Here is a 25,175-nt window from a genome sequence, read left to right as displayed (position 1 = left end):
GGTTCATGCCGGCGGCGACGGCCTTCAGGCCCTCGCGGACCATGGCCTGGGCCAGCACGGTGGCGGTGGTGGTGCCGTCACCGGCGACGTCGGAGGTCTTGGAGGCGACCTCCTTGACCATCTGGGCACCCATGTTCTCGAACTTGTCGGACAGCTCGATCTCCTTGGCCACGGAGACGCCGTCCTTGGTGACGGTCGGGGCGCCGAAACTCTTCTCCAGGACCACGTTGCGACCCTTCGGGCCGAGCGTGACCTTGACGGCGTTGGCGAGGATGTTGACGCCGTGAATCATGCGGCCACGGGCGTCGTCGCCGAAACGAACTTCTTTTGCAGTCATCGTGAAGGAATCCTATGTCGAAGTGGTTGAATGATGGTGGGCAGCCGGCGGTGGACGGCGGGGCCTCAGCCCTCGACCACGCCCATGATGTCTTCCTCGCGCATGACGAGGAACTCCTTGCCGTCGAGCTTCACTTCGGTGCCCGAATACTTGCCGAACAGCACCCGATCACCGACCTTGACGTCCAGGGGACGCGTCTCGCCGTTGTCGAGGGCCTTGCCTTTGCCGACGGCGATGACCTCGCCCTGGATCGGCTTCTCGGCGGCCGTATCCGGGATCACGATGCCACCGGCGGTCGTGCGCTCCTCTTCCATGCGACGGACAACGACGCGGTCGTGCAAGGGACGGATGTTCATCTGGTCGAATCTCCTCATGCGGTTGATCAGTTGCGCGCCGCCAGCCCGGTGCGGGCTGTTAGCACTCATCTAACACGAGTGCTAATCATAGACGCGGCGGGCCGCCTGTCAAGCGGTCATGGGCGGATTTTTGCGGGTCAGTCCTGCTCGCGGCGGTAGTCGGCGTCGATGATCCGCGCTCCGTCGTCGCCGGTCCCACCTGCGTGGGGCGGGCGCTGGGCCGGGAAGACCTGCGCATAGCGCCCGATCAGCCGGTGGCGCAGGGCCGGCACCAGCAGCGCGAAGCCGACCGCATCGGTGAGGAAGCCGGGGACGAGCAGGAGGAGACCGGCCATCAGGAGTAGGGCGCCGTCGAGCATCTCCAGGGCCGGGACCTCTTCGCGGTGCATCTGCTCCTGGATCCGGCGCAGGACGGCGAAGCCCTGTTGGCGCACGAGGACGGTGCCGATGATCGCGGTGAGGACGGCGAGCAGGATCGTCGGCAGGGCGCCGATCAGGCCGCCGACCTGGATCAGGACATAGAGCTCGGCGAGCGGCGCGACGATGAAGAGGATGAGTAATTGCAGCACGATGTCGGTCTCAACGTGGATAGGCCGACCCGGGGCTGGCCCGGATTTGCCGGGTTAATGATCGCGGGCAGTTTCGCGTACCCTAACGCGAGTCGCGAAGTGACCTTAGAAAGAAGCCATGTCTCTACACGATAACACGATGAACGATGATCCTCTGTTGGCCCTCTGCACGTGCCCCGACCCCGCGACCGCGGAGCGGATCGCCCGCGCGCTGGTCGAGGAGCGCCTCGCCGCCTGCGTCAACGTCCTACCGGGGATCACGTCCCTCTACCAGTGGCGCGGCCGCGTCGAGCGCGACGCCGAGGTGGCGCTGCTGATCAAGACGGTCGGGGCGCGCTTCGAGGCCCTGCGCGCGCGCCTCGTCGCCCTGCATCCCTACGAGGTCCCGGAGGTCATCGCCACGCCGATCGTCGCCGGTCTCCCCGCCTACCTGGATTGGGTCGCCGCATGCACCATGGGCGAATGCTGATGCGCTGGGTCGCCGTCACGCTGGCGCTGCTGGTGGCGCTCCCGGCACTCGCGGACGAAGACTTCCTGCACCCCGAGCAGGCCTTCCGCGTCGAGGCCGAGCCCGCCGGCCCCGAGGCCGTCGCGCTGCGCTGGCAGATCGCCCGCGGCTACTACCTCTACCGCGACAAGTTCGCCTTCGGCAGCGACACGCCCGGCATCGAGGTGCGCCCGGTGGCCTGGCCGGCGGCCCTGACCAAGCACGACGAGTACTTCGGCGAGGTCACGATCTACCGCGATTCGCTGGTCTTCGAGGTGCCGCTCGCGCGTGCCGCAGAGGCCGGCGACGCCTTGGCCTTGACGGTCACCTACCAAGGCTGCGCCGACGCCGGCCTCTGCTATCCGCCCGAGCGCCGGACGCTCGAGGTCGCCCTGCCGCCAGGCGGGGGCACGGCCGATTCGGGGGGGCTCGGGGCGGTCGAGCCGCGGTCGGCGCTGGCCGGTCTGCTCTCAACCCTCGATCGCACTGGGAGTCGTGCGCTTGGGCTCGCCGCCGACGAGCTGTTGCCGGTCGAGGAGGCCTACCGGCTGTCGGCGGACGTCCTCGCCCCGGATCGGTTGCGCGTCACCTGGGCGATCGCCGACGGCACCTACCTGTACCGCGACACCTTGGCCCTCGCGCTGGAGGATCACCCGGATGTCGCCCTCGGCCGCTACGCGCTGCCGCCGGCGCGGATCGCGCACGACACGGTCCGCCCGGACGGCGAGGTCGGCGATGTCGCCATCTACGACGAGGCGATCGCGTTCGAGGTCCCGCTCGTGCGCAGCCGCGCGGCGCCGACCGAGGTCACGCTGGTCGCCCGCTACCAGGGCTGCGCCGAGCGGGGCGTCTGCTACCCGCCGCAGACCCGCCGGCTGCGCCTCGCGCTGCCGGCACTGCCCGTCGCCGAGGCGGCCGGGGCGGCCGGGGCGGCCCGGGTCGTCGTCGCCGAGGTGCCGCCGCCCGACCCCGTCGCCACATCGGTCGCCGAGCCCGTGTCGGAGCCCGATCGGCTCGCCGCCGTGCTCGCCGGCGGCAACCTCTGGGCGATCCTCGCGCTCTTCTTCGGTCTCGGTCTGCTGCTCGCGGCGACCCCGTGCGTCTTTCCGATGATCCCGATCCTCTCGGGGATCATCGCCGGTCAGGGCCAGCGCCTCACGACCGGCCGGGCCTTCGTGCTGTCGCTCGTCTATGTGCTGGCGATGGCCGTGACCTACACGGTCGCCGGCGTACTCGCCGGGCTCTTCGGCGCCAACCTCCAGGCCGCCTTCCAGAACGTCTGGATCCTCGCGGCCTTCGCCCTGCTCTTCGTCGCGCTGGCCCTGTCGATGTTCGGTCTCTACGACCTCCAGCTGCCCTCGGGGCTCCAGACCCGCCTCGCCGAGCTCAGCCGGCGCCAGCGCGGCGGGACCCTGACCGGGGTCGCCATCATGGGCCTGCTCTCGGCCCTGATCGTGGGTCCCTGCGTCGCTCCGCCGCTCGCCGGGGCGCTGATCTTCATCGGCCAGACCGGCGATGCGGCGCTCGGCGGGCTCGCGCTGTTCGCGCTGAGCCTCGGGATGGGGGCGCCGTTGATCGCGATCGGCACCACGGCCGGCAAGCTCCTGCCGCGCGCGGGTGCCTGGATGGAGGCGGTCAAGGCGGTCTTCGGCGTGCTGTTGCTTGCGGTCGCGATCTGGTTGCTCGAGCGGGTCCTGCCGGTCGCCGTGACCATGGCGCTCTGGGGCCTGCTGCTCGTCTGTTCGGCCGTCTACATGGGTGCCCTCCAGCCGGTCGCGGCCGGGGCGAGCGGCTGGACGCGGCTCTTCAAGGGGCTCGGGTTGGCGCTGCTCGTCTACGGCACCCTGATGCTGGTCGGTGCCGCCGCCGGTAGCAAGGACACCCTCCAGCCGCTGCGCGGCCTGACCTTCGGCGACGGTGTCGAGGCCGCCGAGGCGGCCTTCCGGCCGATCAAGACGGTCGCCGACCTGGAGCGCGAGCTCGCGGCGGCGCGCGCCGCCGGGCGGCCCGTGATGCTCGACTTCTATGCCGACTGGTGCGTGACCTGCAAGGAGCTCGATCGCCACACCTTCGCCGACCCGGCCGTCGTCGAGGCGCTGCGGCCCTTCGTCCTGCTGCGCGCCGATGTGACCGCCAACGATGCCGACGACCGCGCCCTCCTGCAGGGCCTCATCGGCCTGCCCGGCCCGCCGGCGATCATCTTCTGGGACGGCACGGGCCGCGAACTGCGCGGCTACCGGATCGTCGGCTTCAAGTCCGCGCCGGAATTCGTCGCTCACCTGCGCCAGGTGACGCCGTGAATGCCGTCAAGACGGTGCTGGTGACGCTGCTCGCCGGCGTCCTCAGCATCGCCATCGCGGTCCTCGGCGAGCGCTGGCTCGGCGAGGAGGGGCCGCCACGGGCCGACCGGGTCGCTGCCGGCGGCCTCCTCGATGGCCTGCCGCCGCTGCAATGGACCGATGTCACCGGCCGCCCGCTGGCGAGCGCCGACTGGGTCGGCGAGCCGGTCATCCTGCACTTCTGGGCGACCTGGTGCCCGGTCTGCCGCGAACAGCTCGGGGTCATCGCCGAGGCCCGGCGGCGTCATCGGGACGCGCCGCTGCGGGTCGTCGGCATCGCGATCGACCGACGCGCCGACCTCGAGCGCTTCCTCGCCGAGCGCCCGCTCGACTATCCGGTCGTGCTCGGCGATCCCGACGCGATCGTCCTCGCGCGGCGCCTCGGTAACCACCTCGAGGGGCTGCCCTTCCTGGTCCTCTTCGACCGCGATGGGCGGCGCGTCTTCGCGCGCCTCGGTCCCCTCGCGGTGGAGGAACTCGACGAGCAGCTCGGGCGCCTGCCGGCCGGCGATGCCGCTGGGGCTCGCCGCTCGGCCGGGTGAACACGCTGCGCCCCAGGGGCGGCGAAAACCGGGACAACTGGACAGGATCGCGACGAATCGGGACAATTCGCCCTGGTCCGTCGCGGTTTCCAGGCAGGGTGAGCCAGGGCCGTCCACTCCAACGACTCGAAGCAGCCCGATACTACGCCATGGCGTTGATCCTGGTCCTCAATGGTCCGAACCTGAACCTCCTGGGTACCCGTGAACCGGGTCACTATGGACGGGTCGGGCTGGCGGATATCCAGGCGGGGCTGGAGCGGGCCGCCGGCGCGGCTGGCCACCGGCTGCGCTTCCTGCAAAGCAACGCCGAGTCCGAGCTGATCGAGGCCGTCCATGCGGCGGGGCGCGACGGGGTCGGGTTCATCCTCTTCAATCCGGCCGCCTTCACCCACACGAGCATCGCGTTGCGCGACGCCCTCCTGGCCGTCGCCATCCCGTTCATCGAGGTCCACCTCTCGAACGTGCACGCGCGGGAGCCGTTCCGCGCCCATTCCTACTTTTCCGACATCGCCACCGGCGTCATCACCGGTCTCGGTGCCCAAGGTTACGACCTGGCCCTGCGCGCCGCCCTGGCGCGGCTCGATCCGGACGCCACGCCAGAGAACTGAACAGATCATGGATATCCGCAAGGTCAAGAAGCTCATCGAGCTCATCGAGCAATCCGACGTCGCCGAGATCGAGATCCACGAGGGCGAGGAGTCGGTCCGCATCAGCCGTCACGGCGGCAACGCGGTGCCCTACCTGATGCCCCAGGCCCTCGCCCCGCAGGCGGGCGCCGCGCCGGCGAGCTCGGCCCCGGCGGCCACCTCGGCACCCGCCCCGGCCAAGTCCGACGAGGAGCCCGAGGACAACCTGGTGCGCTCGCCGATGGTCGGTACCTTCTACCGCTCGCCCTCCCCGGGCAGCCCGCCCTTCGTCGATGAAGGCGATCGGGTCAAGGTCGGCGACACCCTCTGCATCATCGAGGCGATGAAGATCCTCAACCAGATCGAGTCGGAGAAGACCGGCACCATCCGGCGCATCCTGGTCGAGAACGGTCAGCCGGTCGAGTACAACCAGATCCTCTTCGTCATCGAGTGACGTCACCCGACGGGCGACGAGGTGTCTGCACCGCCCCCTTCCGCCGTCCTTCACCGAACCTAGACGACTATGATTGAAAAGGTATTGATCGCGAACCGTGGGGAGATCGCCCTGCGGATCCTGCGTGCCTGCCGCGAGCTCGGCATCAAGACGGTGGCGGTGCACTCCGAGGCCGACCGCGACCTCAAGCACGTGCTGCTCGCCGACGAATCGGTCTGCATCGGCCCGGCGCCCTCGCGCGACAGCTATCTGCAGATCCCGGCGATCATCAGCGCCGCCGAGGTCACGGATACGGTCGCGATCCACCCCGGCTACGGCTTCCTGTCGGAGAACGCCGACTTCGCCGAGCGCGTCGAGCGCAGCGGCTTCATCTTCATCGGCCCGCGCCCCGAGACGATCCGCCTGATGGGGGACAAGGTCTCGGCGATCAACGCCATGCGCGCCGCCGGCGTGCCCTGCGTGCCGGGCTCCGACGGCCCGCTCGACGAGGACAAGCGGCGCACGATGGAGATCGCCCGCCAGATCGGCTATCCGGTCATCATCAAGGCGGCCGGCGGCGGGGGCGGGCGCGGCATGCGCGTCGTGCACTCCGAGGCGACGCTGCTCAACTCCATCGCGCTGACCCGCGCCGAGGCCGCGGCGGCCTTCGGCAACGAGACCGTCTACATGGAGAAGTACCTGGAGAACCCGCGTCACATCGAGTTCCAGGTCCTCGCCGATCAGCACGGCAATGCGATCCATCTGGGCGAGCGCGACTGCTCGATGCAGCGCCGCCATCAGAAGGTCGTCGAGGAGGCCCCGGCCCCCGGCATCACCGAGGAGCAGCGCCGGCGGATCGGCGAGCGCTGCGCCGAGGCCTGCCGCACGATCGGCTACCGCGGCGCCGGCACCTTCGAGTTCCTCTACGAGAATGGCGAGTTCTACTTCATCGAGATGAACACGCGCGTGCAGGTCGAGCACCCGGTCACCGAGATGATCACGGGCGTCGACATCGTCCGCGAGCAGATCCGCATCGCCGCCGACGAGCCGCTGCGCTATCGGCAGGAGGACATCGAGATCCGCGGCCATGCGATCGAGTGCCGGATCAACGCCGAGGACTCCGAGACCTTCCGGCCGAGCCCCGGGCGGATCGAGGAGTTCCACGGCCCCGGCGGACCCGGCATCCGCCTCGACACCCACATCTACAGCGGTTATGTCGTACCGCCGTACTACGACTCGATGATCGGCAAGCTCATCGCCCACGGCGAGGACCGCGACTCGGCGCTGGCGCGCATGTGCAACGCGCTGCGCGAGACCGTCATCGAGGGTATCTCGACGAACATCCCGTTGCAGCGCCAGATCATGAAAGACGTCGCCTTCCGGGCCGGTGGGGCCAACATCCATTATCTGGAAAAGAAGCTCGGGATGTAGGTCCGCGGGCTGCCCGCCGATGTCTTGGCTCCAGATTCGGGTCGCGGTGCGCCGCGCCGAGGTCGAGGCCGTCGAGGCCGCGATGGAGGCGGCCGGCGCCGCTGCGGTCACCTTCGCCGACGCCGCCGACGAGCCCCAGCTCGAACCGCCGCCGGGGGCGACCCCGCTGTGGCGCGCCGTCGAGGTGACCGGGCTCTTCGCCGACGACGCCGAGGGCGAGGCCCAGGTCCGCGAGCTCGAGGCGGCGCTGCGCCGCCTGGTCGCCAATGCCCCCGTCGTCGCCCGCCTTGCCGACCAGGTCTGGGAGCGTGTCTGGCTCGATACCTTCCGCCCGACCCGCTTCGGCCGCCGACTCTGGGTCTGCCCGCACGGCCAGCGCCCCGACGACCCCGAGGCCGTCGTCGTCGCCCTCGATCCGGGCCTCGCCTTCGGCACCGGCCACCACCCGACGACGGCCCTGTGCCTGACCTGGCTCGATGGCTGCGCCTTGGCCGGCGAGACCCTCATCGACTACGGCTGCGGGTCGGGGATCCTGGCGATCGCCGCCGCGCGCCTCGGGGCGGCGCGCGTCATCGCCGTCGACCATGACCCGCAGGCGCTGGAGGCCACCTCGGCGAACGCCGCGGCCAACGGGGTCGCCGAGCGGGTCCTCGTCTGCCACCCCGATCAGGCGCCGGACGTCGTCGCCGATCGCCTGGTCGCCAACATCCTCGCCGCGCCCCTCATCGCGCTCGCGGGACGTTTCGCCGAGTGCCTGCGCCCGGGCGGCGCGCTGGCCCTCTCCGGCATCCTCGCCGAGCAGGTCGAGGCCGTCGCCGCGGCCTACGCCGCGGGCTTCGCGCTCGCCCTGCCGCAGCGGCGCGAGGACTGGGCGCTGCTCACCGGGCGGCGCCTCGAGGGGCGCCAATCCGGGGCTTAGGCGATTTCTGTCGACAAACCTACCGTCTGGCTTGTCTCTTCGCCCGCCTTCGGTGTCGCGAGCGCACTCACATCGCTGGGCTAGGCTCCTGCGCTCGCTCCTTGAAGACAAACGAAAGTCCGGCGTCATCCGGTAGGCTTGCTTCCGGCAATCGCCTTAGCGGCGTCAAATCGCTTGATCCTCTCGCCGCGCCCGGCGCGGCGGGACCTGGCGATCACGGCCGTCGCCGACCTCGCGTATCCTGTCGCCCCGGCGCTCGGCGCCCATCGCGGAACCGTCCATGCAGATCGGCCCTGTCACCCTGGCGAACGCTGTCATCCTGGCCCCGATGGCCGGGGTCGCCGATCGGCCGTTCCGGCAACTCTGCCGGCGCCTCGGTGCGGGGCTGGCGGTCGCGGAGATGGTCGCCGCCAACAGCGCCCTGTGGGACACGCCGAAGAGCCGGCGACGCCTGGACTTCGCCGACGAACCCGGGCCGATCGCGGTGCAGATCCTCGGCAGCGACCCGCGTCAACTGGCCGAGGCGGCGCGCCGCCATCTGGCCCTCGGTGCCGACATCATCGACATCAACATGGGCTGTCCGGTGAAGAAGGTCTGTCGGACCCAGGCCGGCGCGGCACTGTTGCGCGACCAGGTCCGGGTGGGGCGGATTCTCGCGGCCGTCGTCGCGGCCGCGGCGCCGGCGCCCGTGACGCTCAAGATCCGCACCGGCTGGTCGCCGGCCGAGCGCAACGCGGTGGCCATCGCCCGCATCGCCGAGGATTGCGGCATCGCCGCCCTGACGATCCACGGGCGCACCCGCGCCTGCGGCTACCGCGAGCCGGCCGAGCACGAGACGCTGCGTCAGGTCCGCGAACAGGTCGCGCTGCCGCTGATCGCCAACGGCGACATCGACTCCCCGGAGAAGGCCCGCCAGGTGCTGGACTATACGGAGGCCGATGCTATTATGATTGGACGCGCGGCACAGGGCCGACCCTGGATTTGCGGTCAGATCGCCCACTACCTAGCCGATGGCGTGCGCCCCCAAGAGCCAACCCAAGCCCGGGTGCGGGAGATCCTCGCGACCCACTTGGATGCCCTCTATGGCCTCTATGGCAGCGAGGCCGGGGTGCGCATCGCCCGCAAGCACCTCGCCTGGTATGGCCGCGCGCGCGCCGCCCCGGCGTCGTTCCTGACTCAGATCAATGGGGCCCAGTCACCAGAACGACAGCTGGCCCTCGTCGAAGCCTTTTTCTCGGGACCCGGCTCGGAGGGGAAGCAACCGCTATGAAGACAGGCGCCATCATCAGCTCCCACGGAGACGGATGGGACGAGCTTCGGGTCTCGACCTCGGAGCGCCGCGCACCGCTGAGCGACTGCGTGCGCGATGCCCTGCAGTGCTATCTGGACAAGATGGACGGGCACCCGGTCAACGATCTCTACCGGCTGGTCATCGAGGAGGTCGAGCGCCCGATGCTCCAGACCCTGCTCGACCACACCGGCGGCAACCAGACGCGGGCGGCCCAACTCCTGGGCATCAGCCGCAGCACGCTGCGCAAGAAGATCGCCGACTACGGCCTGCCCAGCGACCGTTGACGACAGATCGCCGGGTCGCGACGAGACGGGTCGGCGCCGAGACAACCTCAATTGCAACGAATAGGCCTTGAGATGCATCCGATACGCCGTGCCCTGATCAGTGTCTCCGACAAGACCGGCCTGCTCGAGCTGGCCCGCGGGCTCGTCGCCCGCGGCGTCGAGATCCTCTCGACTGGCGGCACGGCCCGGCTCCTGACCGACCACGACATCCCGGTGATCGAGGTCTCCGACTACACGGGCTTCCCCGAGATGATGGGTGGGCGGATCAAGACCCTGCACCCGCGCCTGCACGGCGGGATCCTGGGGCGGCGCGGCGTCGACGACGGCGTGATGCGCGAGAACGGGATCCGCCCGATCGACCTGGTCGTCGTCAACCTCTATCCGTTCGAGCAGACGGTCGCCGACCCGGCCTGCGACCTGGCGACGGCGATCGAGAACATCGACATCGGCGGGCCGACCCTGCTGCGCGCCGCGGCCAAGAACCATGCCGCCGTCGGCGTCGTCGTCGACAGCGCCGACTATCCGCGCCTCCTCGCCGAGCTCACCGAACGGGGTGGTACCCTGAGCGACGCGACGCGCTTCGACCTGGCGGTCAAGGCCTTCGAGCACACGGCCCGTTATGACGGGGCCATCGCCAACTACCTGGGCCGCCAGCTCGAGGAGGGCACGCCGCTGCCGCGCACCTGGAGCCAGCAGTTCGTGCGCAAACAGGCGATGCGCTACGGCGAGAACCCCCACCAGCAGGCGGCCTTCTACGTCGAGCACGCGCCGAGCGAGGCGAGCATCGCGACCGCCCACCAGCTCCAGGGCAAGGCGCTGTCCTACAACAACATCGCCGATGCCGACGCGGCGTTGGAGTGCGTCAAGCAGTTCGCCGAGGGGCCGGCCTGCGTCATCGTCAAGCACGCCAACCCCTGCGGCGTCGCGCTCGGCGCCGACCTCGCGACGGCCTACGACCGCGCCTTCGCGACCGATCCGGAGTCCGCGTTCGGCGGCATCATCGCCGTCAACGGCCCGCTCGACGAGGCCACGGCTCGGGCCATCGTCGAGCGGCAGTTCGTCGAGGTCATCATCGCCCCCGAGGTCACGCCGGAGGCCGTCGTCGTCGTCGCCGCGAAGAAGAACGTGCGCCTGCTCGCGACCGGCGCCTGGGACCAGGAGGCGGCGCAGCGCTTCGACTTCAAGCGCGTCAACGGCGGCCTGCTGGTCCAGGATGCCGACCTGCGCCTGACCGACTCGCTGCGCGTCGTCACGCGCCGCGCGCCGAGCGAGCAGGAGATGACGGACCTGCTGTTCACCTGGCGGGTCGCGAAGTTCGTCAAGTCCAACGCCATCGTCTACGGCCGCGACGGGCAGACGGTCGGCGTCGGTGCCGGGCAGATGAGCCGCGTCAATTCGGCGCGGATCGCCGCGATCAAGGCCGAGCAGGCCGGCCTCGCGGTAGCCGGCGCCGTGATGGCCTCCGACGCCTTCTTCCCGTTCCGCGACGGCCTCGACCAGGCGGCCGCCGCCGGCATCCGGGCCGTCATCCAGCCGGGCGGCTCGCTGCGCGACGAGGAGGTCATCGCCGCCGCCGACGAGCACGGCCTGGCGATGGTCTTCACCGGGATGCGCCACTTCCGCCACTGAGGCGGCGCGCCGTCCCCGATGTCGATCCACCCCACGGCCATCGTCGAGGACGGCGCCGAGGTCCACCCGTCCGTCGAGGTCGGACCCTACTCGATCATCGAGCGGGGCGCCGTCGTTGGCGAGGGCTGCGTGATTGCCAGTTGCGTGCGCATCGGTGGCCAGACGCGGCTCGGGTGCGGCAACCGCATCGACCACGGCGCGGTCCTCGGCGGCGAGCCCCAGGACCTGACCTTCACGCCCGAGCGGGCCCGGCCGCTCGTGATCGGCGACCACAACCGATTCCGCGAGGGCGTCACCGTCAGCGCCGGGGTCAAGGACCCGGTCGGCACTCGCATCGGTAGCCACAACTACCTGATGGCCCAGGCCCACGTCGGCCACGACTGCCGCGTCGGCGACCACAACATCTTCGCCAACGCCGCGACCCTGGCGGGGCACGTCGAGCTCGAGCACCACGTCTTCCTGTCCGGCCAGGTCGCCGTGCACCAGTTCTGCCGTATCGGCGCCTACGCCCTGGTGGGCGGCGTCTCCGGCGTGCCGCAGGACGTGCCGCCGTTCGTCATCGCCGACGGGCACCGCGCCCGGGTCGTCGGCCTGAACGTCATCGGCCTGCGACGCAACGGCTTCAGCCCCGCGCAGCGCCAGACCATCAAGGCCGTCTATCGCACCATCTACCGCGGCGGCCTGCGCCTCGCCGAGGCCCTTGTCGCCGTCGAGGCGGCCCACCCCGCGCCCGAGACCCGCGAGATCGTGCGCTTCATCGAGGCGAGCCGCCGGGGGATCCTGTCCTTCGGCGGCCTCGCGTCGCTCGGCCGGACCGATCCAGACGAGTCGACGCCCGCCTGAGCGGCGCGCGTCCAGAAGGAGAGCCATGAAGATCCTGATCATCGGCGGCGGTGGCCGCGAGCACGCCCTGGCCTGGAAGGCCGCCCAGTCGCCGCTCGCCGAGCGCGTCTATGTCGCCCCCGGCAACGGCGGCACTGCGAACGAGCCGCGCGTCGAGAACGTCCCGATCGGGGCCGAGGAGATCGACCGCCTGGTCGCCTTCGCCAGCGAGACCGGCATCGAGCTGACCATCGTCGGCCCTGAGGCGCCGCTCGTCGCCGGCGTCGTCGACGCCTTCACGGCGGCCGGCCTGCGCTGCTTCGGGCCGAGCCGCGCCGCCGCCCGCCTGGAGGGCTCGAAGGCCTTCACGAAGGCCTTCCTCGCCCGCCATCGGATCCCGACCGGGGCCTATGGCGCGTTCGACGCCGTCGGCCCGGCCCTCGACTACCTGCGCCAGGTCGGCGCGCCGATCGTCGTCAAGGCCGACGGGCTCGCCGCCGGCAAGGGCGTGATCCTGGCCGACGACCTGGCGAGCGCCGAGCAGGCGGTGCGCGACATCCTGGAGGGCGAGCGCTTCGGCACCGCCGGGGCGCGGGTCGTCATCGAGGAGTACCTCCGCGGCGAGGAGGCGAGCTTCATCGCGATGGTCGACGGCCACCACTGCCTGGCGATGGCCACCTCGCAGGACCACAAGGCGCGCGACGATGGTGACCGGGGCCCGAACACGGGCGGGATGGGCGCCTATTCGCCGGCCCCGGTGGTGACCCCCGAGCTCCACGCCCGGATCCTGCGCGAGGTCATCGAGCCGACCGTCGCCGGCCTGGCCGCCGAGGGCACGCCCTACGTCGGCTTCCTCTACGCCGGTCTGATGATCGCCCCCGACGGGACGCCGAACGTCCTGGAGTACAACTGCCGCTTCGGCGACCCCGAGACCCAGCCGATCCTGCTACGGCTGCGCTCGGACCTGGTCGCGCTGTGCCTCGCGGCCCTCGACGGGCAGCTCGATCGGGTCACGGCCGACTGGGACCCGCGCCCGGCCCTCGGCGTCGTCATGGCCGCCGGCGGCTACCCGGATACCTACGAGCGCGGCTGCCCGATCGCCGGGCTCGAGGCGATCGCCGATCCCGACTGCAAGGTCTTCCACGCCGGCACCCGGCTGGCCGGCGATCGACTCGTGACCAATGGCGGGCGCGTCCTCTGCGTCAGCGCCCTCGGCGAGACGGTCGCCGCCGCCCAGGCCCGCGCCTACGCCGCCGTCGAGCGGATCCACTGGCGGGACGCCTACTACCGCCGCGACATCGGCCATCGCGCGATCGCCCGCGAGCGCGGCGCGGTCTGACCTCGGCCCGGTTCCCTCAAGGGCCGATCAGGCCCTGGAGGCGGCCCTGCATCGAGGCCAGGAGCCGCTCCATCGGTTTCTTTTTCTTCGTGTACTTGACCTGATAGATGCGGGCGCGCTCGCGGGCCGCGAGCAGGTAGTCGTCGCTGGTCTGGATCCGGTCGACGAGGCCGAGCTCCAGGGCCTGCGGGCCGTACCAGTACTCGCCGGTCGCGACCCGCTGCAGGTCGACGGCGGGGCGGAACTCGGCGATGAAGTCTTTGAATAGCCGGTGGATCGTCTCGAGCTGCTCGCGCACCTTCTCGCGCCCTTGCTCGGTGTTCTCGCCGAACAGGGTCAGCGTGCGCTTGTAGGCGCCGGCCGTGTGCAGCTCGAAGTCGACGCCGTGGCGCTCGAGCAGGCGGCGGAAGTTCGGCAACCCGGCGACCGCGCCGATCGAGCCGACGACGGCGAAGGGTGCGGCGAGGAGCCGGTCGGCGACGCAGGCCATCAGGTAGCCGCCGCTCGCGGCGACCTTGTCGACGGCGATCGTCAGCGGGATGCCGCGCTCGCGCAGGCGCACCAGCTGCGAGGCCGCGAGCCCGTGCTCGCTGACGACCCCGCCGGCGTTCTCCAGGCGCACCAGCACCTCGTCTTCCGGGCCGGCATCGAGCAGCACCGCGGTGACCGCCTCGCGCAGCGAGGCCACGTCGGTCGCCTTCAGATCGCCGTGGAAGTCGAGGACGAAGAGCCGCGGCCGGTCGCGCTCGGCGGCGCGCGCCCGGCGCCGTTCCTTGCGTCGCAGCCGCTGCCGACCCTTGCGCGGTTGCGAGGCGGCCTTCAGCGCCTCGCCCATCTCCCGGTAGCGCTCCCCGAGATCGATGATCTCCAGGCGCTCGCCGCCGGGGGGCTCCTCGCGCGAGCGCAGGAGCATCAGCAGCGGCAGCGCGATGGCCGCGACCAGCGTCAGCGTCTTCGCGAGGAACAGGCCGTAGTCGCTCAGCAGGTCGGTCATGGGATCGGGCTCCGGCGGCTCAGGGGGCGTCGCCGGAGTCTACCTGGGCGCCAACGAGTTTTCACGGTCGAGGTCGGCGAGCGGCGTCGGTCTGTGGGTCCAGAGTCGGGCGGCGTCCCGGCGCTGCAGGCGCGGCCCGACGAGCCCCGCCGGCTCGAGGCGAAAATCGATCGCCCCGGTGCGGCCGGTGTCGAGCTCGGTGGCCCCCGTGGCCGCGACCCGCGTGCGCACCGCCGCGGCCGGGAAGCCCCAGCGGTTGGCGAAGCCGCTCGTGTAGAGGACCCAGCGCGGCGCGACGGCGGCGAGGAAGGGGGCGCTCGAGGAGGTTGCGCTGCCGTGGTGGCCGGCGACCAGGATGTCGCTGCGCAGCGCCTCTCCGAGCCGCTCGACGAGCCGCGTCTCGACCCGGGCGCCGATGTCGCCGGTCAGCAGCAGGCCGGTCTCCCCGACACGGATGCGCAGCACGCACGAGGCATCGTTGCCGCGCGGGCCGGGGCCGTCCGGGTGCAAGAGGGTGAAGGCGACGCCGTCCCAGCGCCACTGCTCGCCGGTCCGGCACGGCGCGGCCGCGACGCCCTGGAGCTCCTGCGGCTCGCCGCTCAGGACCCGCCCGATCGGCAGGGACTCGACCAAGGCGCCCAGCCCGCCGGCATGGTCGTTGTCGGCATGGCTCAGGATCAGCGTATCGATGTGCGTGACGCCCGCCTGGCGCAGGAAGGGCAGCACCGCGGCGCTGCCGGCATCGAGGCCGCTCGGGAAGGCCGGGCCCGTGTCGTAGACGAGCGCGTGCCGGGCGGTGCGCACGACGACGCCGAGCCCCTGGCCGACGTCGAGTAGGGTCACCCAGGCCGTCCCAGGCGGCGGGGTCGGCGGTGGCACCAGCGCGAGCGGCAGCAGCCAGACGGGCGCGAGCCAGCGCCCCGGCAGGCCGCGCGGCGCGAGCCAGAGCGCGACCCCGGCCGCGGTGGCGGCCCACACCCAGGCCGGCCGCGCCGCGAGCGTCGCGCTCGCCCAAGGGTGTCCGGCGAGCCGCTCGAGCAGGCCGTAACACCAGGCGAGGAACTCACCGATGAGGACCAGCGGCAGCTCGAGGCCCGGGATCAGGCTCGCCAGGGTCGCGACGAGGAGCGCCGGCAGCACGAGGCCGAGGAGCGGCACCGCGATCAGGTTGACGGCCGGTGCGACGAGCGAGGCGCGGCCGAAGAACAGGAACAGCAGCGGCGCCAGCCCCAGGGCGACGGCCCACTGGGCGCGGCCCCAGCGCGTCCAGAGACCCGGCGCCGCGGGGCGCTGACCGAGGGCGAAGAGCAGCACCGCGACGGCGCCGAACGACAGCCACAGGCCATAGGCGAGGACCGCCCGCGGATCGATCAGCAGCACCGCGGCCAGGGCCAGCGCCAGCGCGGCGAACGGGCGCAGCGTGCGGCCCCAGACGAGGGCCGCGAGGACCACCGCGAGCATGACCAGGGCGCGCTGGGTCGGCACGGCCAGGCCGGCCAGGAGGCTGTAGCCGAGCGCCCCGGCCAAGGCCGCGCCGGCGGCGGCCCGCGGGGCGGCGAGCGCCAGGGACAGCCGGGCGCTGCGCGACCAGAGCCAGCGGCCGGCGACGAAGAGGGCGCCGGCGACCAGGCCGACGTGCAGGCCCGAGATCGCGATCAGGTGGTTGGTCCCGGTGCGGGTCAGGACCTCCCACTGCGGCGGGCCGAGCGCCCCGCGCTCGCCGAGCACGAGGGCCTGGACCAGGCCCTGGACGACAGGGTCGGGGAGGCGCGCGGCGAGGTGATCGCGCAGCCGCTCGCGGGCGCGGGCCAGCGCGAAGGCCGCGCCGCCCGGTGCCAGGCGCTCGTTGCTCGGGTCGTCGCGGACATAGCCGGTCGCCTTGATCCCCTGCGTGAAGAGCCAGCGCTCGTAATCGAAGCCGCCCGGATTGGCGAAGCCGTGCGGCGGGATGAGCCGGACCACGAGCCGCCAGCGCTCGCCGACGTGCAACGGCGGCGCGTCGCGGTACCAGGACAGGCGTATCCGCCCCGCGAAGGGGAAGGGGGCCGCGTCGCGGTGGGCCTCGTCGACGCGGAACTCGAACCGGCGGGCGAGGCCGGTATTGCTCGGCAGCGAGACGATCGTCCCCACGACGACGAGATCGGCTCGGCTCGCCTCATCGGGAAACGGCCGGCAGAGCGGGTCGCAGGCCTGCACATGGGCGTAGAGGAGACCGAGCGGGAGGAGGGCCAGGGGTCGCCCCGGCGGCCAGCGCCAGGTCGAGAACGCCGCGAGGAGCGCGAGCGGGGCGACCAGCGCGAGGGGCGCCGGCGTCGTTTGGCCGTAGAATAGGAGCACGCCCGCGGCGAAGGCGAGTGCACCGGGGATTGCCCGAGCCGGGCGCGTTGCACGAGGTGTTTCCAAGCGACAGGTCCATCCGTCGGCGGCATCCAATCCCCATATACCAGGCTGGCGCTCGCTCGTCGACCGCCTGTCCCGGGTCCCACAGTGGCTTCATCGACGGAGCATGGGCGTGAAAAGCTGGCTCAGGCGCAACCTCCCCTCACCGCGCAAGCTCCGCGAGAGCCGTCAGATCGGGTTCTTCGGCGAACTCCTGCACGACCCGCGTCTCTGGCACCTCAATCGTCGTTCGGTCGCTGGGGGGGTCGCCGTCGGCGGCTTCTGCATGTTCTTCCCGCCGCTCGGCCAGATCTTCGTCGCCGCCGCGGTCGCGATCCGGGCGCGCGTCAACCTGCCCATCACGCTGGTCGTGGTCTCGATCACCAACCCGCTGACGATGCCCGCGATCTACTACGTCTGCTACCGGATCGGCGCCCTGTTTCTGGGCCACCCGCCGATCGAATTTCGCACCGAATTCTGGCTGGACTACGACAACTGGCTCGGCATCCTGGCCCCGCTGCTGCTCGGTAACCTGCTCTGCGCGATCGTCTGCTCGACGCTCGGCTACTTCGTGGTGCAGGGGCTCTGGCGCAGGCGCCTGCGGCGCGAGATCGCCGAGCGCCGACGGCGCCTTCAGGCGCTCTCGACGGCCGGGGTCAGGCGCCCGTCGTCGAGTCGCAGGACCTGATCGAGGCGCCCGGCGAGCTGCGGATCGTGGGTGACGATGATGAAGCTCGTGCCCCGTTCGGCATGGAGCTCGAGGAGGAGTTCGTAGACCCGCCCGGCCGTATGGCGGTCGAGGTTGCCGGTCGGCTCGTCGGCCAGCACGCAGCCTGGCTCGGTGACGAGGGCGCGGGCGATCGCCGCGCGCTGACGCTCGCCGCCGGAGAGCTCGGCCGGCTTGTGGGCGAGCCGATGGCCGAGCCCGACCCGCTCGAGCATCGCGGTGGCCCGCTCCTTGGCCTCCGCGGGGGCCGCCCCGCCGATCAGCAGCGGCATCGCGACGTTCTCGAGCGCCGAGAACTCGGCGAGCAGGTGGTGGAACTGATAGACGAAGCCCAGGTGGCGGTTGCGCTGCACGTCGCGCTCGGCCTCGGTCAGGGTCGTGACGTCCTGGCCACCCCAGAGCAGTTGGCCGCTGGTCGGCCGTTCCAGGCCGCCGAGGCAGTGCAGCAGCGTCGTTTTGCCCGAGCCCGAGGCGCCGACGATCGCGATCCGCTCGCCGGCGCGCACGCACAGATCGACGCCGCGCAACACCTCCACCTCCAGCGGCCCCTGGCGGAAGGTCTTGCTCAGGCCGTGGGTCTCGAGGACCGGCGCCGCACCATTCGCCCCGTCATTCATAGCGCAGCGCCTCGGCCGGATCGGTGCGCGCCGCCCGCCAGGCCGGGTACAGGGTCGCGAGCACCGACATCAGGAAGGCCCCGCCGCAGATGAAGAGGATGTCGGCGAGGCGCGGATCGGATGGCAGCGTGCTGATGTAGTAGATGCTCGGGTCGAGGAAGTGGACGTTGAACAGCCGCTCGATCGAGGAGACGATCGCCTCGACGTTGAGCGCGAGCGCCACGCCGCCGACGGCCCCGAGGAGGGTGCCGACCAGCCCGATCGTCGTGCCCTGGACCATGAAGATCGCCATGATCCGCCGCGGCGAGGCCCCGAGCGTGCGCAGCACGGCGATGTCGGCGCGCTTGTCGGTGACCACCATCACGAGCGTCGAGACGATGTTGAAGGCCGCCACCGCGACGATCAGGAACAGGATGATCGTCATCATCCGCTTCTCGATGTGCAGGGCCTGGAAGAAGTTGCGGTAGGACTGGGTCCAGTCCGAGACCCGGTAGAGGCCGCCGAGGTCGAGCGCGATCTGGCGCGAGAGCTCCGGGGCGCGGAACATGTCGTCGAGCTTGAGGCGGATGCCGGTCACCGCCTCGCCGAGGCGCAGCAGCTTGGCCCCGTCCTCGAGGCTGATGAAGGCCGCGCCGTTGTCGAAGTCGCCCATCCCGACCGAGAACAGCCCGGTCACGGTGAAGGCCTTCAGTCGCGGCATCACGCCGACCGGCGAGGCGCTGAGCTGGGGCGTGACGACGGTCACCTTGTCCCCGGGGCCGACGCCCAGCACCATCGCCAGCTCCTGGCCGAGGATGATGTTGAACGAGCCGTCGGTGAGGTCATCGACCGAACCGGCGATCATGTCGCGGCGCAGGTCGGCGACCTGATCCTCGTCGTTCGGCACGATGCCGCGCAGCACGGCGCCGTTGACGTTGCCGCCGTGGGCCAGCATCGCCTGGATCTCGACGAAGGGCGCGGCGCCGACGACGTGCTCGTGTTGGCGCACCCGCTCCAGCAGCTCCGGCCAATCGGCCAGGGCCCCGTCCGGGCCGCTCAGGGTCGCGTGCGAGGCCATGCTGAGGATCCGCTCGCGGATCTCGGTATGGAAGCCGTTCATCACCGACAGCACGACGATCAGCGCGACGATGCCGAGCGTGATGCCGAGCATCGAGATCGCCGAGATGAAAGAGATGAAGTGGTTGCGGCGCTTCGCGCGGGTATAGCGCAGACCGATGAAGAGCGGGAGGGGGCGAAACATGCGCCATTAAACCATGCGGCCCGCGAGGGCGCCACCGGCCCCGCGGCACCGTCCGGCGCCCCTCTTGGCCCGGCCGCGCGCTGCCTGTAGCATCTTGGCCGCCAACGTCTTTACCGCCCGCCGAAGGACCCGCGATGACCCGTCTGCCCGCCGAATGGGAGCCGCAAGCCGCCGTCATGCTGACCTGGCCCCACGCCGGGACCGACTGGGCCGCGCGGCTGCCCGTCATCGAGGCCCTCTACGACGCGCTGGCCGCGGCGATCGCCCGCTTCGAGCCGGTGCTCATCGTCTGCCAGGACCCCGCCCATCGCGAGGCCGTCGCGGCGCGACTCGCGTCGGCGGGCGTCGCGTCGTCGCGGCGCCGCCTGGTGCTCGCCCCGAGCGACGACACCTGGGCGCGCGACCACGGGCCGATTACGGTGCTGGCCGACGGCGCCGCCGAGGTCGTCGACTTCCGCTTCAACGGTTGGGGCGGCAAGTACCCGGCCGAGCGCGACGACCGCATCACCGCGACGCTGCACGGGGTCGGCGTCTTCGGCGCCGCGCCGCGCCGACCGGTCGACCTGGTCCTCGAGGGCGGCGCGATCGAGAGCGACGGCCGCGGTACCCTGCTCGCGATGACCCGGACCCTGGTGGATGCCCGGCGCAACCCAGGCCGCGACCGCGCCGCGATCGAGGCCGTGCTCGCCGAGACCCTCGGGGCGACCCGCTTCCTCTGGCTCGAACACGGCCAACTGAGCGGCGATGACACCGACGGCCACATCGACACCCTGGCCCGCCTCTGCGCCCCGGACACCATCGCCTACGTGCGCTGCGACGACCCGAGCGACCCGGATTACCCGGGGCTCGCCGCGATGGAGCACGAGCTGCGCGCCTTCCGCCAGGCCGACGGCCAGCCCTACCGGCTGGTCGCGTTGCCGCACCCGCGGCCCGTCCACAATGCGCACGGCGAGCGGCTCGCCGCGGGCTACGCCAATTTCTTGATCATCGACGGTGCCGTCCTCGTCCCCGTCTATGGTGACCCGGCCGACGCGGCGGCGCTGCGGATCATCGCCGACCTCTTCCCGGGCCGCGCGGTCCTGCCGCTCGACGCCCGGCCCCTGATCGAGCAGGGCGGCAGCCTGCACTGCCTGACGATGCAGCTGCCCGCCGCGTTGACGCTGGCCGGCGACGCCGCGCCGCCCCAGCCCTGAGCCCCAGACCCGGACCGAGGAGAGCCCCGACCATGGTCAAGGCGCAAGCCAGCACCCTGATCCGCCGTCCGCCGGCGCCCGTCTTCGCGTTCGTCGCCGACAACTTCCACCGCAACTATCCCCGCTGGTCGCCGGAGGTGAAGCAGTTCCAGCCCCTCTCCGATGGGCCGATCCGCACCGGCTGGATGGCACGCCAGGTGCGCGTCGACGTCGGACGACGCTCCGAGGCGACCTTCCGCGTCAGCGGCTACGAGCCGGGGCGCTGCCTCAGCTTCGAGGGCATCTCGCGGCCGTTTCGCGTCGACTACCGCTTCGAACCCGTTCACCACCACACGCGGATCACCTTCACCTTCGAGCTGCCCCGCCTCGAGCTGGTATGGCGCCCGTTCGAGCGGCTGATCCGCTCCACCGTCCAGGACAGCGCCGAGCGCCTCGTGCAGAGCGTCAAGCAGCTCGCCGAGGCCGAACTCCCGCCGGCCGACCCGCCACCGCGGTAGCGCGAAACACCCAGTCGTTGCGACCCCGGGCGGTGGAACTCGCGATCGGACGGGCCATCAGCCTGACGATGTGGGGGGTTGACCCAGCCGCTCGCGTTGCCATTCTGGCCGACACGGCGGCGGCGCTCATGACCCGTCCAGAGACCTGGCGTCCGACGGCGAGCTCATCGCACTCGTGGTTGGCGGTTGTCGGAACCGATGCCACCTCGCCGTCATCCGTTCAACCTAGAAGCGGCAGTTGGACGGCCTCTGAGGTGCGTCCCGCGGGGTGTCCGGCAAGGCACAAGGAGGCGCAATAGCTGCGCTATTGCAACGAGTTGTAACACCGCCGGGCGCCGCGCGGGGCGTGCATCGGGTGTCGTAGCGGCCTTCACCGAGCGGGTGAGCAGGACTCACGTAGAGCCTCGGCACGATTCCAACCACTTGAATCCATGATGAAGCGGTCAACTGCCGTTTTTAGGTTCGAGTACCGGCTGGTGTTCATCGTGGCCGGAAGGTGGGTGATCGGCTTCGACGATGAACGCAGCAAGGGCATGGGGTCTCAGCGGTGCGAAGATGCCGAGGCGCGCACAGGAGCCGCCCGCATGTGCCCAGCGCATCGGCCGGTATGGATCGCCGAGTCGTTCGGAACCCAGGTCCGCAAACCCAGCGATCGCGGCCAGTCCGCCGTGTACCTGTCGAGGACCCTCCCCTTGATTGCTGGACGACATCCCTTCGGTCGTGACCGGGTTGCTCGGTGCCGTCACCGCTGTGCCCCGAGGCGGCCGGGCGCCGAACGCAGCATGCAGGCGTGACGGCACCCCGAAAGATGAAACGGGGTGTTTCACGGTAGTCGCTTGTTGATGCGGCGATTGGCGTCCACAATTTCCGCATGACACGCGGCGATTACAGGTACATCTGGCAGGCCAGCGACTGGCCGAACTGGCGCTCCGACCTGGCGGCGCTGGCCGACCCGATGGCCGAGGTCGGTCGCGCCCAAGGGCTCTTGCTGGGGCGTTTGGCTGACGTCGGCACTACATTGCGCGGTCAGGCGTGCCTGGCGGCCCTCACTGAAGACCTGGCCAAGACCACCCCAGACAGAGGCAGAGGTATCCTCACAACATCGGCCTCGACGGCGAGTCGGTGCGAACTGCGATCTTCGACGCTGGAGCCAGGGGATCGCCCATAAGCGCCGCTGGATGGCCGGCCCCACACGTGCCCTCCTACCGGCCCAGGCGCCGCCGACGCGGCATCGAGCCGCGACGGCGACGAGCCGGCTGGAAAGCCGGCGCTCCCAGTGAGCCGTGCGACGGCGAGATGGCTCAGATTGCGAGAGCCGGCTTTCGTCGGTAAGTCGTAACTTCTCAATAAGTCATGGCAACCATGAAAGCAATGACTTGAAGGTGCTGGCGACTGCGTTCGTGCGCCTCGCCGCTCCTCATTCGCGGTCGATCCTGACTACAAGTCATTGATCCTTCGTCTGCGCTCTCGCTCGACATGAGACTTGGAGCACGATTTCTGACTTGCAAGTCATTGATTCTTAATCCGCCACGGGCTATTGAGAAGTTACGGTAAGTCGACCTAAGTCACTGCGGTTTAAGCCTTTTATTCGGGGATGCCCCAGAGACCGAGGTCGTTCTGGGCCTGCCTCATTCAAGGCTTGATCAGCTTGTCGTGGTCGATCAGCAACAGTCGGCAGTGCGGGCAGTGCCAGGCCATGTTCGCCGCCGGGCGCAGCGCAAGGCTGATGGTATTGTCCAGTGCCTGACCGATGTGCGCGAAGGTCCCCGGGGATCCTTTGCCGCGCGGCGACCAAATCGCCCCTTTGCCGAGCATCACCCAGCCCTGATTCATCGGCTGCCCGCAGGCTGGGCAGCGATAATCCCGCCCGTGCCAGAGACCGGCCCGGTTCGCGACGGCGACATGGCGCTTGGACAGACGGTGGAGCAACCACAGTGTGACGACCAGCAGGAGCAGGATCCCGATCACGGCAACAGTGGCTGAGCTCATCGCATCGATCATCTTGGCTCCCATCGCCTTCAAAGCAGTCGAGCCCGGTGCGCCCTGCTGACGGTCTCGCCCTGGCCCGGGATGGGCACCTTGAAAAATTCAAGGTGCCCGCGCGGGGCAAGGATGCCCCGTCTTGAAAAATTGCCCGGATGGCAATTTTCCAAGGTCCCCAGATGATGGTCCCCGCGTCAAAGCTCGGGTGCTGGACCGGCTGGCCGGTCTCAAGCACCGGGTTTTACCTTGATCTTGGGGAAATCCCGCACGCCCGGGAGGTCGCGGAAGTCCTCGTCCTGGGTCCAAACGGTCGCGCCCCGGGATTGGGCCGAAGCGTAGACGATGCTGTCAGCGGTGGGTAGGCGATGCTGCCGGGCGAGACGCGCCGAGGCGAGGGCCAGATCGATATCCAGGACGACGGCCGCTCCCGTCTGCATGGTCGCGATGGCCCGGCTCGCGGCCGGCTCCCCACCTTCACGGTCGGCCCACCGGTAGACCTCATGCTGCACGATGGTTTGTACCAGCAGGTTCGCCGTGTCCTCCACGACCGCGCCGAACCCCTCCGCGTCGGGCCCCTCGGCGAAGTACTCGATCCAGCCCGACGAGTCGAGCAGGTTCATACCCGCTCGTCCCGCTCGCGGATGTCGTCCATGTCCGTGTCCGCCCCGGCCAGGAGGCCGCGCAGGGCGCTCGGCGGCTCGCAGGGCACCAGCTCGATCCCGTGCTCGCTCGGTCTCACCAGGAAACGCTGCCCTGGCTTCAGGCCCAGGGGCTCGCGGATCGACTTGGGCAGGAAGAGCTGGTACTTGCTTGAAAGCCTGCTGGTTTCCATGGATCAAACGCCGGCGGGGCATCGATGAGATGCAGTAAGTCGAAGTGTAGTGGATGCTTCCTGGTGCGCCAAACCTGGCCGTGGCGAGCTGCCTTGCGCCGCATTTTCGGGTTCGGCGCGGCCGGGGAGTCGGCAGCCCCTCGATCAGTCGGGGCAATGGCTGGGCTAGGCGAATTGGGACCCGCCTCCTCTTCGAGAGATGTCGCACGCGCTGGGCGCCTTGCACCCCTGGCAAGGTCGTCGTCGAGCTCTGATGGCCACAGACCCTGGTCGCGTGCGGCATCGCGGCGGCGCGCGGTGGCTCGAGGCGGGGCAGCGGTCTTCGGTCGCCGCTATGACCCTCCGCGTTGTCGGCGCTGTGTTCCTGCACGATGGATCGCTGTCGGCTGCACCGTCGGTCCCATTGCCAGGTTCGCAGCAGGAGTGGCCTGTTGCGTCCGCCAGCCTCGCGACCCCGAAGGGTCGTTAGCCGCCAGAAGCGGGCCTTGACCGGTACCCGGTCCGGCGGCAGGATTCGGCCATAAGCCGTCATTGACCGGAAACGCACTTCGGGTCACGATCCGACCAGCAGCAGGATCTCTGCGACAGTGATCCGAGGATTCCGAGCATCCAAGGTAGTGTGTTCCTGACGTTACGACACCTTTTGCACGCATCGTCGCGGCCTGCTTCGGGATAACATCCAATTTTGACCTGACACCCAGAAACCGGATACCAATTTGTTAGAAATCTGAGCATATGAATTGGAAGAAGAACGACCCTTTGGCAGCTGCTGCCTATCGTCTCGTAGAAGAGGAATTGTATGCGCTTGCTTTGAAGGAGGTAGAAGACGGAATGCGCAGGGACGGATTGTGGGCTAAAGCGCTAACAGATGCTCAATTTGATGAAAGACAAGCCAAGGTTCTCTATATGAGATACCGAGTTCAGTCGCTGAAGGATGAGTTCGTATTAAGGGCGGAACAAAACAAGAAGAACGTGGCGCTAGCAAACGAAGAGGATAGGAAAAATGCGGCTTTCGACGCAAAGAAGCGTGAGCGCCTCAAAAACAAAGCGAAAGAGTTAGCAGCGAAGAATTTCAGATGGACCGAGTTCGAAGTTTGGTTTAATAAGACAGACTTTAGTCCTGAAGTTTCTCGTTTTCCTCAGGCGACTAACCGCATGACAGCCGCGATGAGGGGATTTCGAGTGCCGTGGCCGGGATCGCCGCAGTCGACCCCGAAACCGACGTCGGCGAGCTCATGGGCGAGCGCTCGGCGCACATCGGCGAAGGCATATTCGGTGCGGCGTGCAGCGGCGTAGCGCCGCGCGGGGG

General features: G+C 70.1%; 27 protein-coding genes. 17 read left to right on the top strand and 10 right to left on the bottom strand.

Going from position 1 to position 25,175, the window contains the following annotated elements; translation table 11 throughout:
- The 3 genes from CKO41_RS14540 to CKO41_RS14530 all read right to left on the bottom strand — a co-directional run.
- The coding region (locus CKO41_RS14540) for a TCP-1/cpn60 chaperonin family protein (protein ID WP_276568951.1) at positions 1–337 on the bottom strand (337 nt) is incomplete at its 3' end.
- A gap of 65 nt (positions 338–402) precedes the next feature.
- Positions 403–693, bottom strand: a complete 291-nt coding sequence (gene groES / locus CKO41_RS14535) for a co-chaperone GroES (RefSeq protein ID WP_200382872.1) — start codon at positions 691–693, stop codon at positions 403–405.
- Positions 694–830: 137 nt separating this feature from the next.
- Positions 831–1,262: an FxsA family protein gene (locus CKO41_RS14530; RefSeq protein ID WP_200382871.1), complete on the bottom strand. Its 432-nt coding sequence runs from the start codon at positions 1,260–1,262 to the stop codon at positions 831–833.
- 139 nt (positions 1,263–1,401) lie between these two features.
- On the opposite strand from CKO41_RS14530, the gene cutA reads away from it, so the two are divergent.
- The 12 genes from cutA (at position 1,402) to purD (ending at position 13,404) form a co-directional block, all read left to right on the top strand.
- Complete coding sequence (gene cutA, locus CKO41_RS14525) at positions 1,402–1,731, top strand: divalent-cation tolerance protein CutA (protein ID WP_200382870.1); 330 nt, start codon at positions 1,402–1,404, stop codon at positions 1,729–1,731.
- Positions 1,710–4,049 carry a protein-disulfide reductase DsbD gene (locus CKO41_RS14520; protein WP_200382869.1) on the top strand — a complete coding sequence of 780 codons (2,340 nt, stop codon included), beginning with the start codon at positions 1,710–1,712 and terminating at the stop codon, positions 4,047–4,049. The genes cutA and CKO41_RS14520 overlap by 22 nt, the downstream gene beginning before the upstream one ends.
- Entirely contained in the window at positions 4,046–4,630 is a 585-nt protein-coding gene (locus CKO41_RS14515) for a redoxin domain-containing protein (protein ID WP_200382868.1), read from the top strand. Before CKO41_RS14520 ends, CKO41_RS14515 begins: the two co-directional genes overlap by 4 nt.
- Before the next feature lie 149 nt (positions 4,631–4,779).
- A complete protein-coding gene (aroQ, locus tag CKO41_RS14510; protein WP_200253272.1) occupies positions 4,780–5,238 on the top strand; it encodes a type II 3-dehydroquinate dehydratase in 459 nt (152 codons plus the stop codon).
- A 7-nt stretch (positions 5,239–5,245) separates the two neighbouring features.
- Positions 5,246–5,710 (top strand): acetyl-CoA carboxylase biotin carboxyl carrier protein, encoded by a 465-nt coding sequence (accB, locus tag CKO41_RS14505; RefSeq protein ID WP_200253270.1) that lies wholly within the window; start codon positions 5,246–5,248, stop codon positions 5,708–5,710.
- Positions 5,711–5,779: 69 nt separating this feature from the next.
- On the top strand, positions 5,780–7,120 hold the full coding sequence (accC, locus tag CKO41_RS14500) for an acetyl-CoA carboxylase biotin carboxylase subunit (RefSeq protein ID WP_200253268.1): 1,341 nt from the start codon (positions 5,780–5,782) through the stop codon (positions 7,118–7,120).
- A gap of 19 nt (positions 7,121–7,139) precedes the next feature.
- Positions 7,140–8,039, top strand: a complete 900-nt coding sequence (prmA, locus tag CKO41_RS14495) for a 50S ribosomal protein L11 methyltransferase (RefSeq protein WP_200382867.1) — start codon at positions 7,140–7,142, stop codon at positions 8,037–8,039.
- Positions 8,040–8,319: 280 nt separating this feature from the next.
- On the top strand, positions 8,320–9,309 hold the full coding sequence (gene dusB / locus CKO41_RS14490; protein WP_200253264.1) for a tRNA dihydrouridine synthase DusB: 990 nt from the start codon (positions 8,320–8,322) through the stop codon (positions 9,307–9,309).
- A complete protein-coding gene (fis, locus tag CKO41_RS14485) occupies positions 9,306–9,614 on the top strand; it encodes a DNA-binding transcriptional regulator Fis (RefSeq protein WP_200253262.1) in 309 nt (102 codons plus the stop codon). Before dusB ends, fis begins: the two co-directional genes overlap by 4 nt.
- 72 nt (positions 9,615–9,686) lie before the next feature.
- Complete coding sequence (gene purH, locus CKO41_RS14480; RefSeq protein ID WP_200382866.1) at positions 9,687–11,243, top strand: bifunctional phosphoribosylaminoimidazolecarboxamide formyltransferase/IMP cyclohydrolase; 1,557 nt, start codon at positions 9,687–9,689, stop codon at positions 11,241–11,243.
- An 18-nt stretch (positions 11,244–11,261) separates the two neighbouring features.
- A complete protein-coding gene (gene lpxA, locus CKO41_RS14475; RefSeq protein ID WP_200382864.1) occupies positions 11,262–12,086 on the top strand; it encodes an acyl-ACP--UDP-N-acetylglucosamine O-acyltransferase in 825 nt (274 codons plus the stop codon).
- A gap of 25 nt (positions 12,087–12,111) precedes the next feature.
- Positions 12,112–13,404, top strand: a complete 1,293-nt coding sequence (gene purD / locus CKO41_RS14470; protein WP_200382863.1) for a phosphoribosylamine--glycine ligase — start codon at positions 12,112–12,114, stop codon at positions 13,402–13,404.
- 16 nt (positions 13,405–13,420) lie between these two features.
- On the opposite strand, the gene sohB is transcribed toward purD, so the two are convergent.
- Together sohB and CKO41_RS14460 are read right to left on the bottom strand one after the other, a co-directional pair.
- On the bottom strand, positions 13,421–14,398 hold the full coding sequence (gene sohB / locus CKO41_RS14465) for a protease SohB (protein ID WP_200382862.1): 978 nt from the start codon (positions 14,396–14,398) through the stop codon (positions 13,421–13,423).
- A 39-nt stretch (positions 14,399–14,437) separates the two neighbouring features.
- Positions 14,438–16,735, bottom strand: a complete 2,298-nt coding sequence (locus CKO41_RS14460) for a DNA internalization-related competence protein ComEC/Rec2 (RefSeq protein WP_338115596.1) — start codon at positions 16,733–16,735, stop codon at positions 14,438–14,440.
- Positions 16,736–16,910: 175 nt separating this feature from the next.
- Here CKO41_RS14460 and CKO41_RS14455 point away from each other — a divergent pair, with 175 nt between their 5' ends.
- A complete protein-coding gene (locus tag CKO41_RS14455) occupies positions 16,911–17,465 on the top strand; it encodes a DUF2062 domain-containing protein (protein WP_200255040.1) in 555 nt (184 codons plus the stop codon).
- On the opposite strand, the gene lolD is transcribed toward CKO41_RS14455, so the two are convergent.
- Both lolD and CKO41_RS14445 read right to left on the bottom strand, forming a co-directional pair.
- Positions 17,411–18,121: a lipoprotein-releasing ABC transporter ATP-binding protein LolD gene (gene lolD / locus CKO41_RS14450; protein ID WP_200382860.1), complete on the bottom strand. Its 711-nt coding sequence runs from the start codon at positions 18,119–18,121 to the stop codon at positions 17,411–17,413. The genes CKO41_RS14455 and lolD overlap by 55 nt on opposite strands.
- Positions 18,114–19,361 (bottom strand): lipoprotein-releasing ABC transporter permease subunit, encoded by a 1,248-nt coding sequence (locus CKO41_RS14445; RefSeq protein ID WP_200382859.1) that lies wholly within the window; start codon positions 19,359–19,361, stop codon positions 18,114–18,116. The genes lolD and CKO41_RS14445 overlap by 8 nt, the downstream gene beginning before the upstream one ends.
- A gap of 134 nt (positions 19,362–19,495) precedes the next feature.
- On the opposite strand from CKO41_RS14445, the gene CKO41_RS14440 reads away from it, so the two are divergent.
- The 3 genes from CKO41_RS14440 (at position 19,496) to CKO41_RS14430 (ending at position 22,219) form a co-directional block, all read left to right on the top strand.
- Positions 19,496–20,554, top strand: a complete 1,059-nt coding sequence (locus tag CKO41_RS14440; RefSeq protein WP_200382858.1) for an agmatine deiminase family protein — start codon at positions 19,496–19,498, stop codon at positions 20,552–20,554.
- A gap of 32 nt (positions 20,555–20,586) precedes the next feature.
- Positions 20,587–21,051: an SRPBCC family protein gene (locus CKO41_RS14435; RefSeq protein WP_200382857.1), complete on the top strand. Its 465-nt coding sequence runs from the start codon at positions 20,587–20,589 to the stop codon at positions 21,049–21,051.
- Positions 21,052–21,922: 871 nt separating this feature from the next.
- Positions 21,923–22,219 carry a DUF4172 domain-containing protein gene (locus CKO41_RS14430; protein WP_200382856.1) on the top strand — a complete coding sequence of 99 codons (297 nt, stop codon included), beginning with the start codon at positions 21,923–21,925 and terminating at the stop codon, positions 22,217–22,219.
- 464 nt (positions 22,220–22,683) lie between these two features.
- On the opposite strand, the gene CKO41_RS14425 is transcribed toward CKO41_RS14430, so the two are convergent.
- From CKO41_RS14425 to CKO41_RS14415, 3 genes are all read right to left on the bottom strand, one after another.
- Positions 22,684–23,052 (bottom strand): PF20097 family protein, encoded by a 369-nt coding sequence (locus CKO41_RS14425; protein ID WP_200382854.1) that lies wholly within the window; start codon positions 23,050–23,052, stop codon positions 22,684–22,686.
- Positions 23,053–23,261: 209 nt separating this feature from the next.
- Complete coding sequence (locus tag CKO41_RS14420) at positions 23,262–23,654, bottom strand: type II toxin-antitoxin system VapC family toxin (protein WP_200382852.1); 393 nt, start codon at positions 23,652–23,654, stop codon at positions 23,262–23,264.
- On the bottom strand, positions 23,651–23,866 hold the full coding sequence (locus CKO41_RS14415; RefSeq protein ID WP_200382850.1) for an AbrB/MazE/SpoVT family DNA-binding domain-containing protein: 216 nt from the start codon (positions 23,864–23,866) through the stop codon (positions 23,651–23,653). Before CKO41_RS14415 ends, CKO41_RS14420 begins: the two co-directional genes overlap by 4 nt.
- A gap of 735 nt (positions 23,867–24,601) precedes the next feature.
- Here CKO41_RS14415 and CKO41_RS14410 point away from each other — a divergent pair.
- Positions 24,602–25,162, top strand: a complete 561-nt coding sequence (locus CKO41_RS14410; protein ID WP_200382849.1) for a hypothetical protein — start codon at positions 24,602–24,604, stop codon at positions 25,160–25,162.
- Positions 25,163–25,175: the final 13 nt, after the last annotated feature.

The organism is Thiococcus pfennigii (assembly GCF_016583835.1).
In the GTDB taxonomy this organism is placed as follows: Bacteria; Pseudomonadota; Gammaproteobacteria; order Chromatiales; family Chromatiaceae; genus Thiococcus; species Thiococcus pfennigii.
The sequence above is the reverse complement of the archived record's forward strand: the minus strand, read 5'-3'. Positions and strand labels throughout refer to the sequence as shown.

Coding starts and splice junctions, on each gene's coding strand:
- groES (WP_200382872.1), bottom strand. CDS start 693: ATGAACATCCGTCCCTTGCACGACCGCGTCGTTGTCCGTCGCATGGAA.
- cutA (WP_200382870.1), top strand. CDS start 1,402: ATGAACGATGATCCTCTGTTGGCCCTCTGCACGTGCCCCGACCCCGCG.
- CKO41_RS14520 (WP_200382869.1), top strand. CDS start 1,710: ATGCACCATGGGCGAATGCTGATGCGCTGGGTCGCCGTCACGCTGGCG.
- aroQ (WP_200253272.1), top strand. CDS start 4,780: ATGGCGTTGATCCTGGTCCTCAATGGTCCGAACCTGAACCTCCTGGGT.
- accB (WP_200253270.1), top strand. CDS start 5,246: ATGGATATCCGCAAGGTCAAGAAGCTCATCGAGCTCATCGAGCAATCC.
- accC (WP_200253268.1), top strand. CDS start 5,780: ATGATTGAAAAGGTATTGATCGCGAACCGTGGGGAGATCGCCCTGCGG.
- prmA (WP_200382867.1), top strand. CDS start 7,140: ATGTCTTGGCTCCAGATTCGGGTCGCGGTGCGCCGCGCCGAGGTCGAG.
- dusB (WP_200253264.1), top strand. CDS start 8,320: ATGCAGATCGGCCCTGTCACCCTGGCGAACGCTGTCATCCTGGCCCCG.
- fis (WP_200253262.1), top strand. CDS start 9,306: ATGAAGACAGGCGCCATCATCAGCTCCCACGGAGACGGATGGGACGAG.
- purH (WP_200382866.1), top strand. CDS start 9,687: ATGCATCCGATACGCCGTGCCCTGATCAGTGTCTCCGACAAGACCGGC.
- lpxA (WP_200382864.1), top strand. CDS start 11,262: ATGTCGATCCACCCCACGGCCATCGTCGAGGACGGCGCCGAGGTCCAC.
- purD (WP_200382863.1), top strand. CDS start 12,112: ATGAAGATCCTGATCATCGGCGGCGGTGGCCGCGAGCACGCCCTGGCC.
- sohB (WP_200382862.1), bottom strand. CDS start 14,398: ATGACCGACCTGCTGAGCGACTACGGCCTGTTCCTCGCGAAGACGCTG.
- lolD (WP_200382860.1), bottom strand. CDS start 18,121: ATGAATGACGGGGCGAATGGTGCGGCGCCGGTCCTCGAGACCCACGGC.
- CKO41_RS14445 (WP_200382859.1), bottom strand. CDS start 19,361: ATGTTTCGCCCCCTCCCGCTCTTCATCGGTCTGCGCTATACCCGCGCG.
- CKO41_RS14440 (WP_200382858.1), top strand. CDS start 19,496: ATGACCCGTCTGCCCGCCGAATGGGAGCCGCAAGCCGCCGTCATGCTG.
- CKO41_RS14435 (WP_200382857.1), top strand. CDS start 20,587: ATGGTCAAGGCGCAAGCCAGCACCCTGATCCGCCGTCCGCCGGCGCCC.
- CKO41_RS14430 (WP_200382856.1), top strand. CDS start 21,923: ATGACACGCGGCGATTACAGGTACATCTGGCAGGCCAGCGACTGGCCG.
- CKO41_RS14425 (WP_200382854.1), bottom strand. CDS start 23,052: ATGATCGATGCGATGAGCTCAGCCACTGTTGCCGTGATCGGGATCCTG.
- CKO41_RS14420 (WP_200382852.1), bottom strand. CDS start 23,654: ATGAACCTGCTCGACTCGTCGGGCTGGATCGAGTACTTCGCCGAGGGG.
- CKO41_RS14415 (WP_200382850.1), bottom strand. CDS start 23,866: ATGGAAACCAGCAGGCTTTCAAGCAAGTACCAGCTCTTCCTGCCCAAG.
- CKO41_RS14410 (WP_200382849.1), top strand. CDS start 24,602: ATGAATTGGAAGAAGAACGACCCTTTGGCAGCTGCTGCCTATCGTCTC.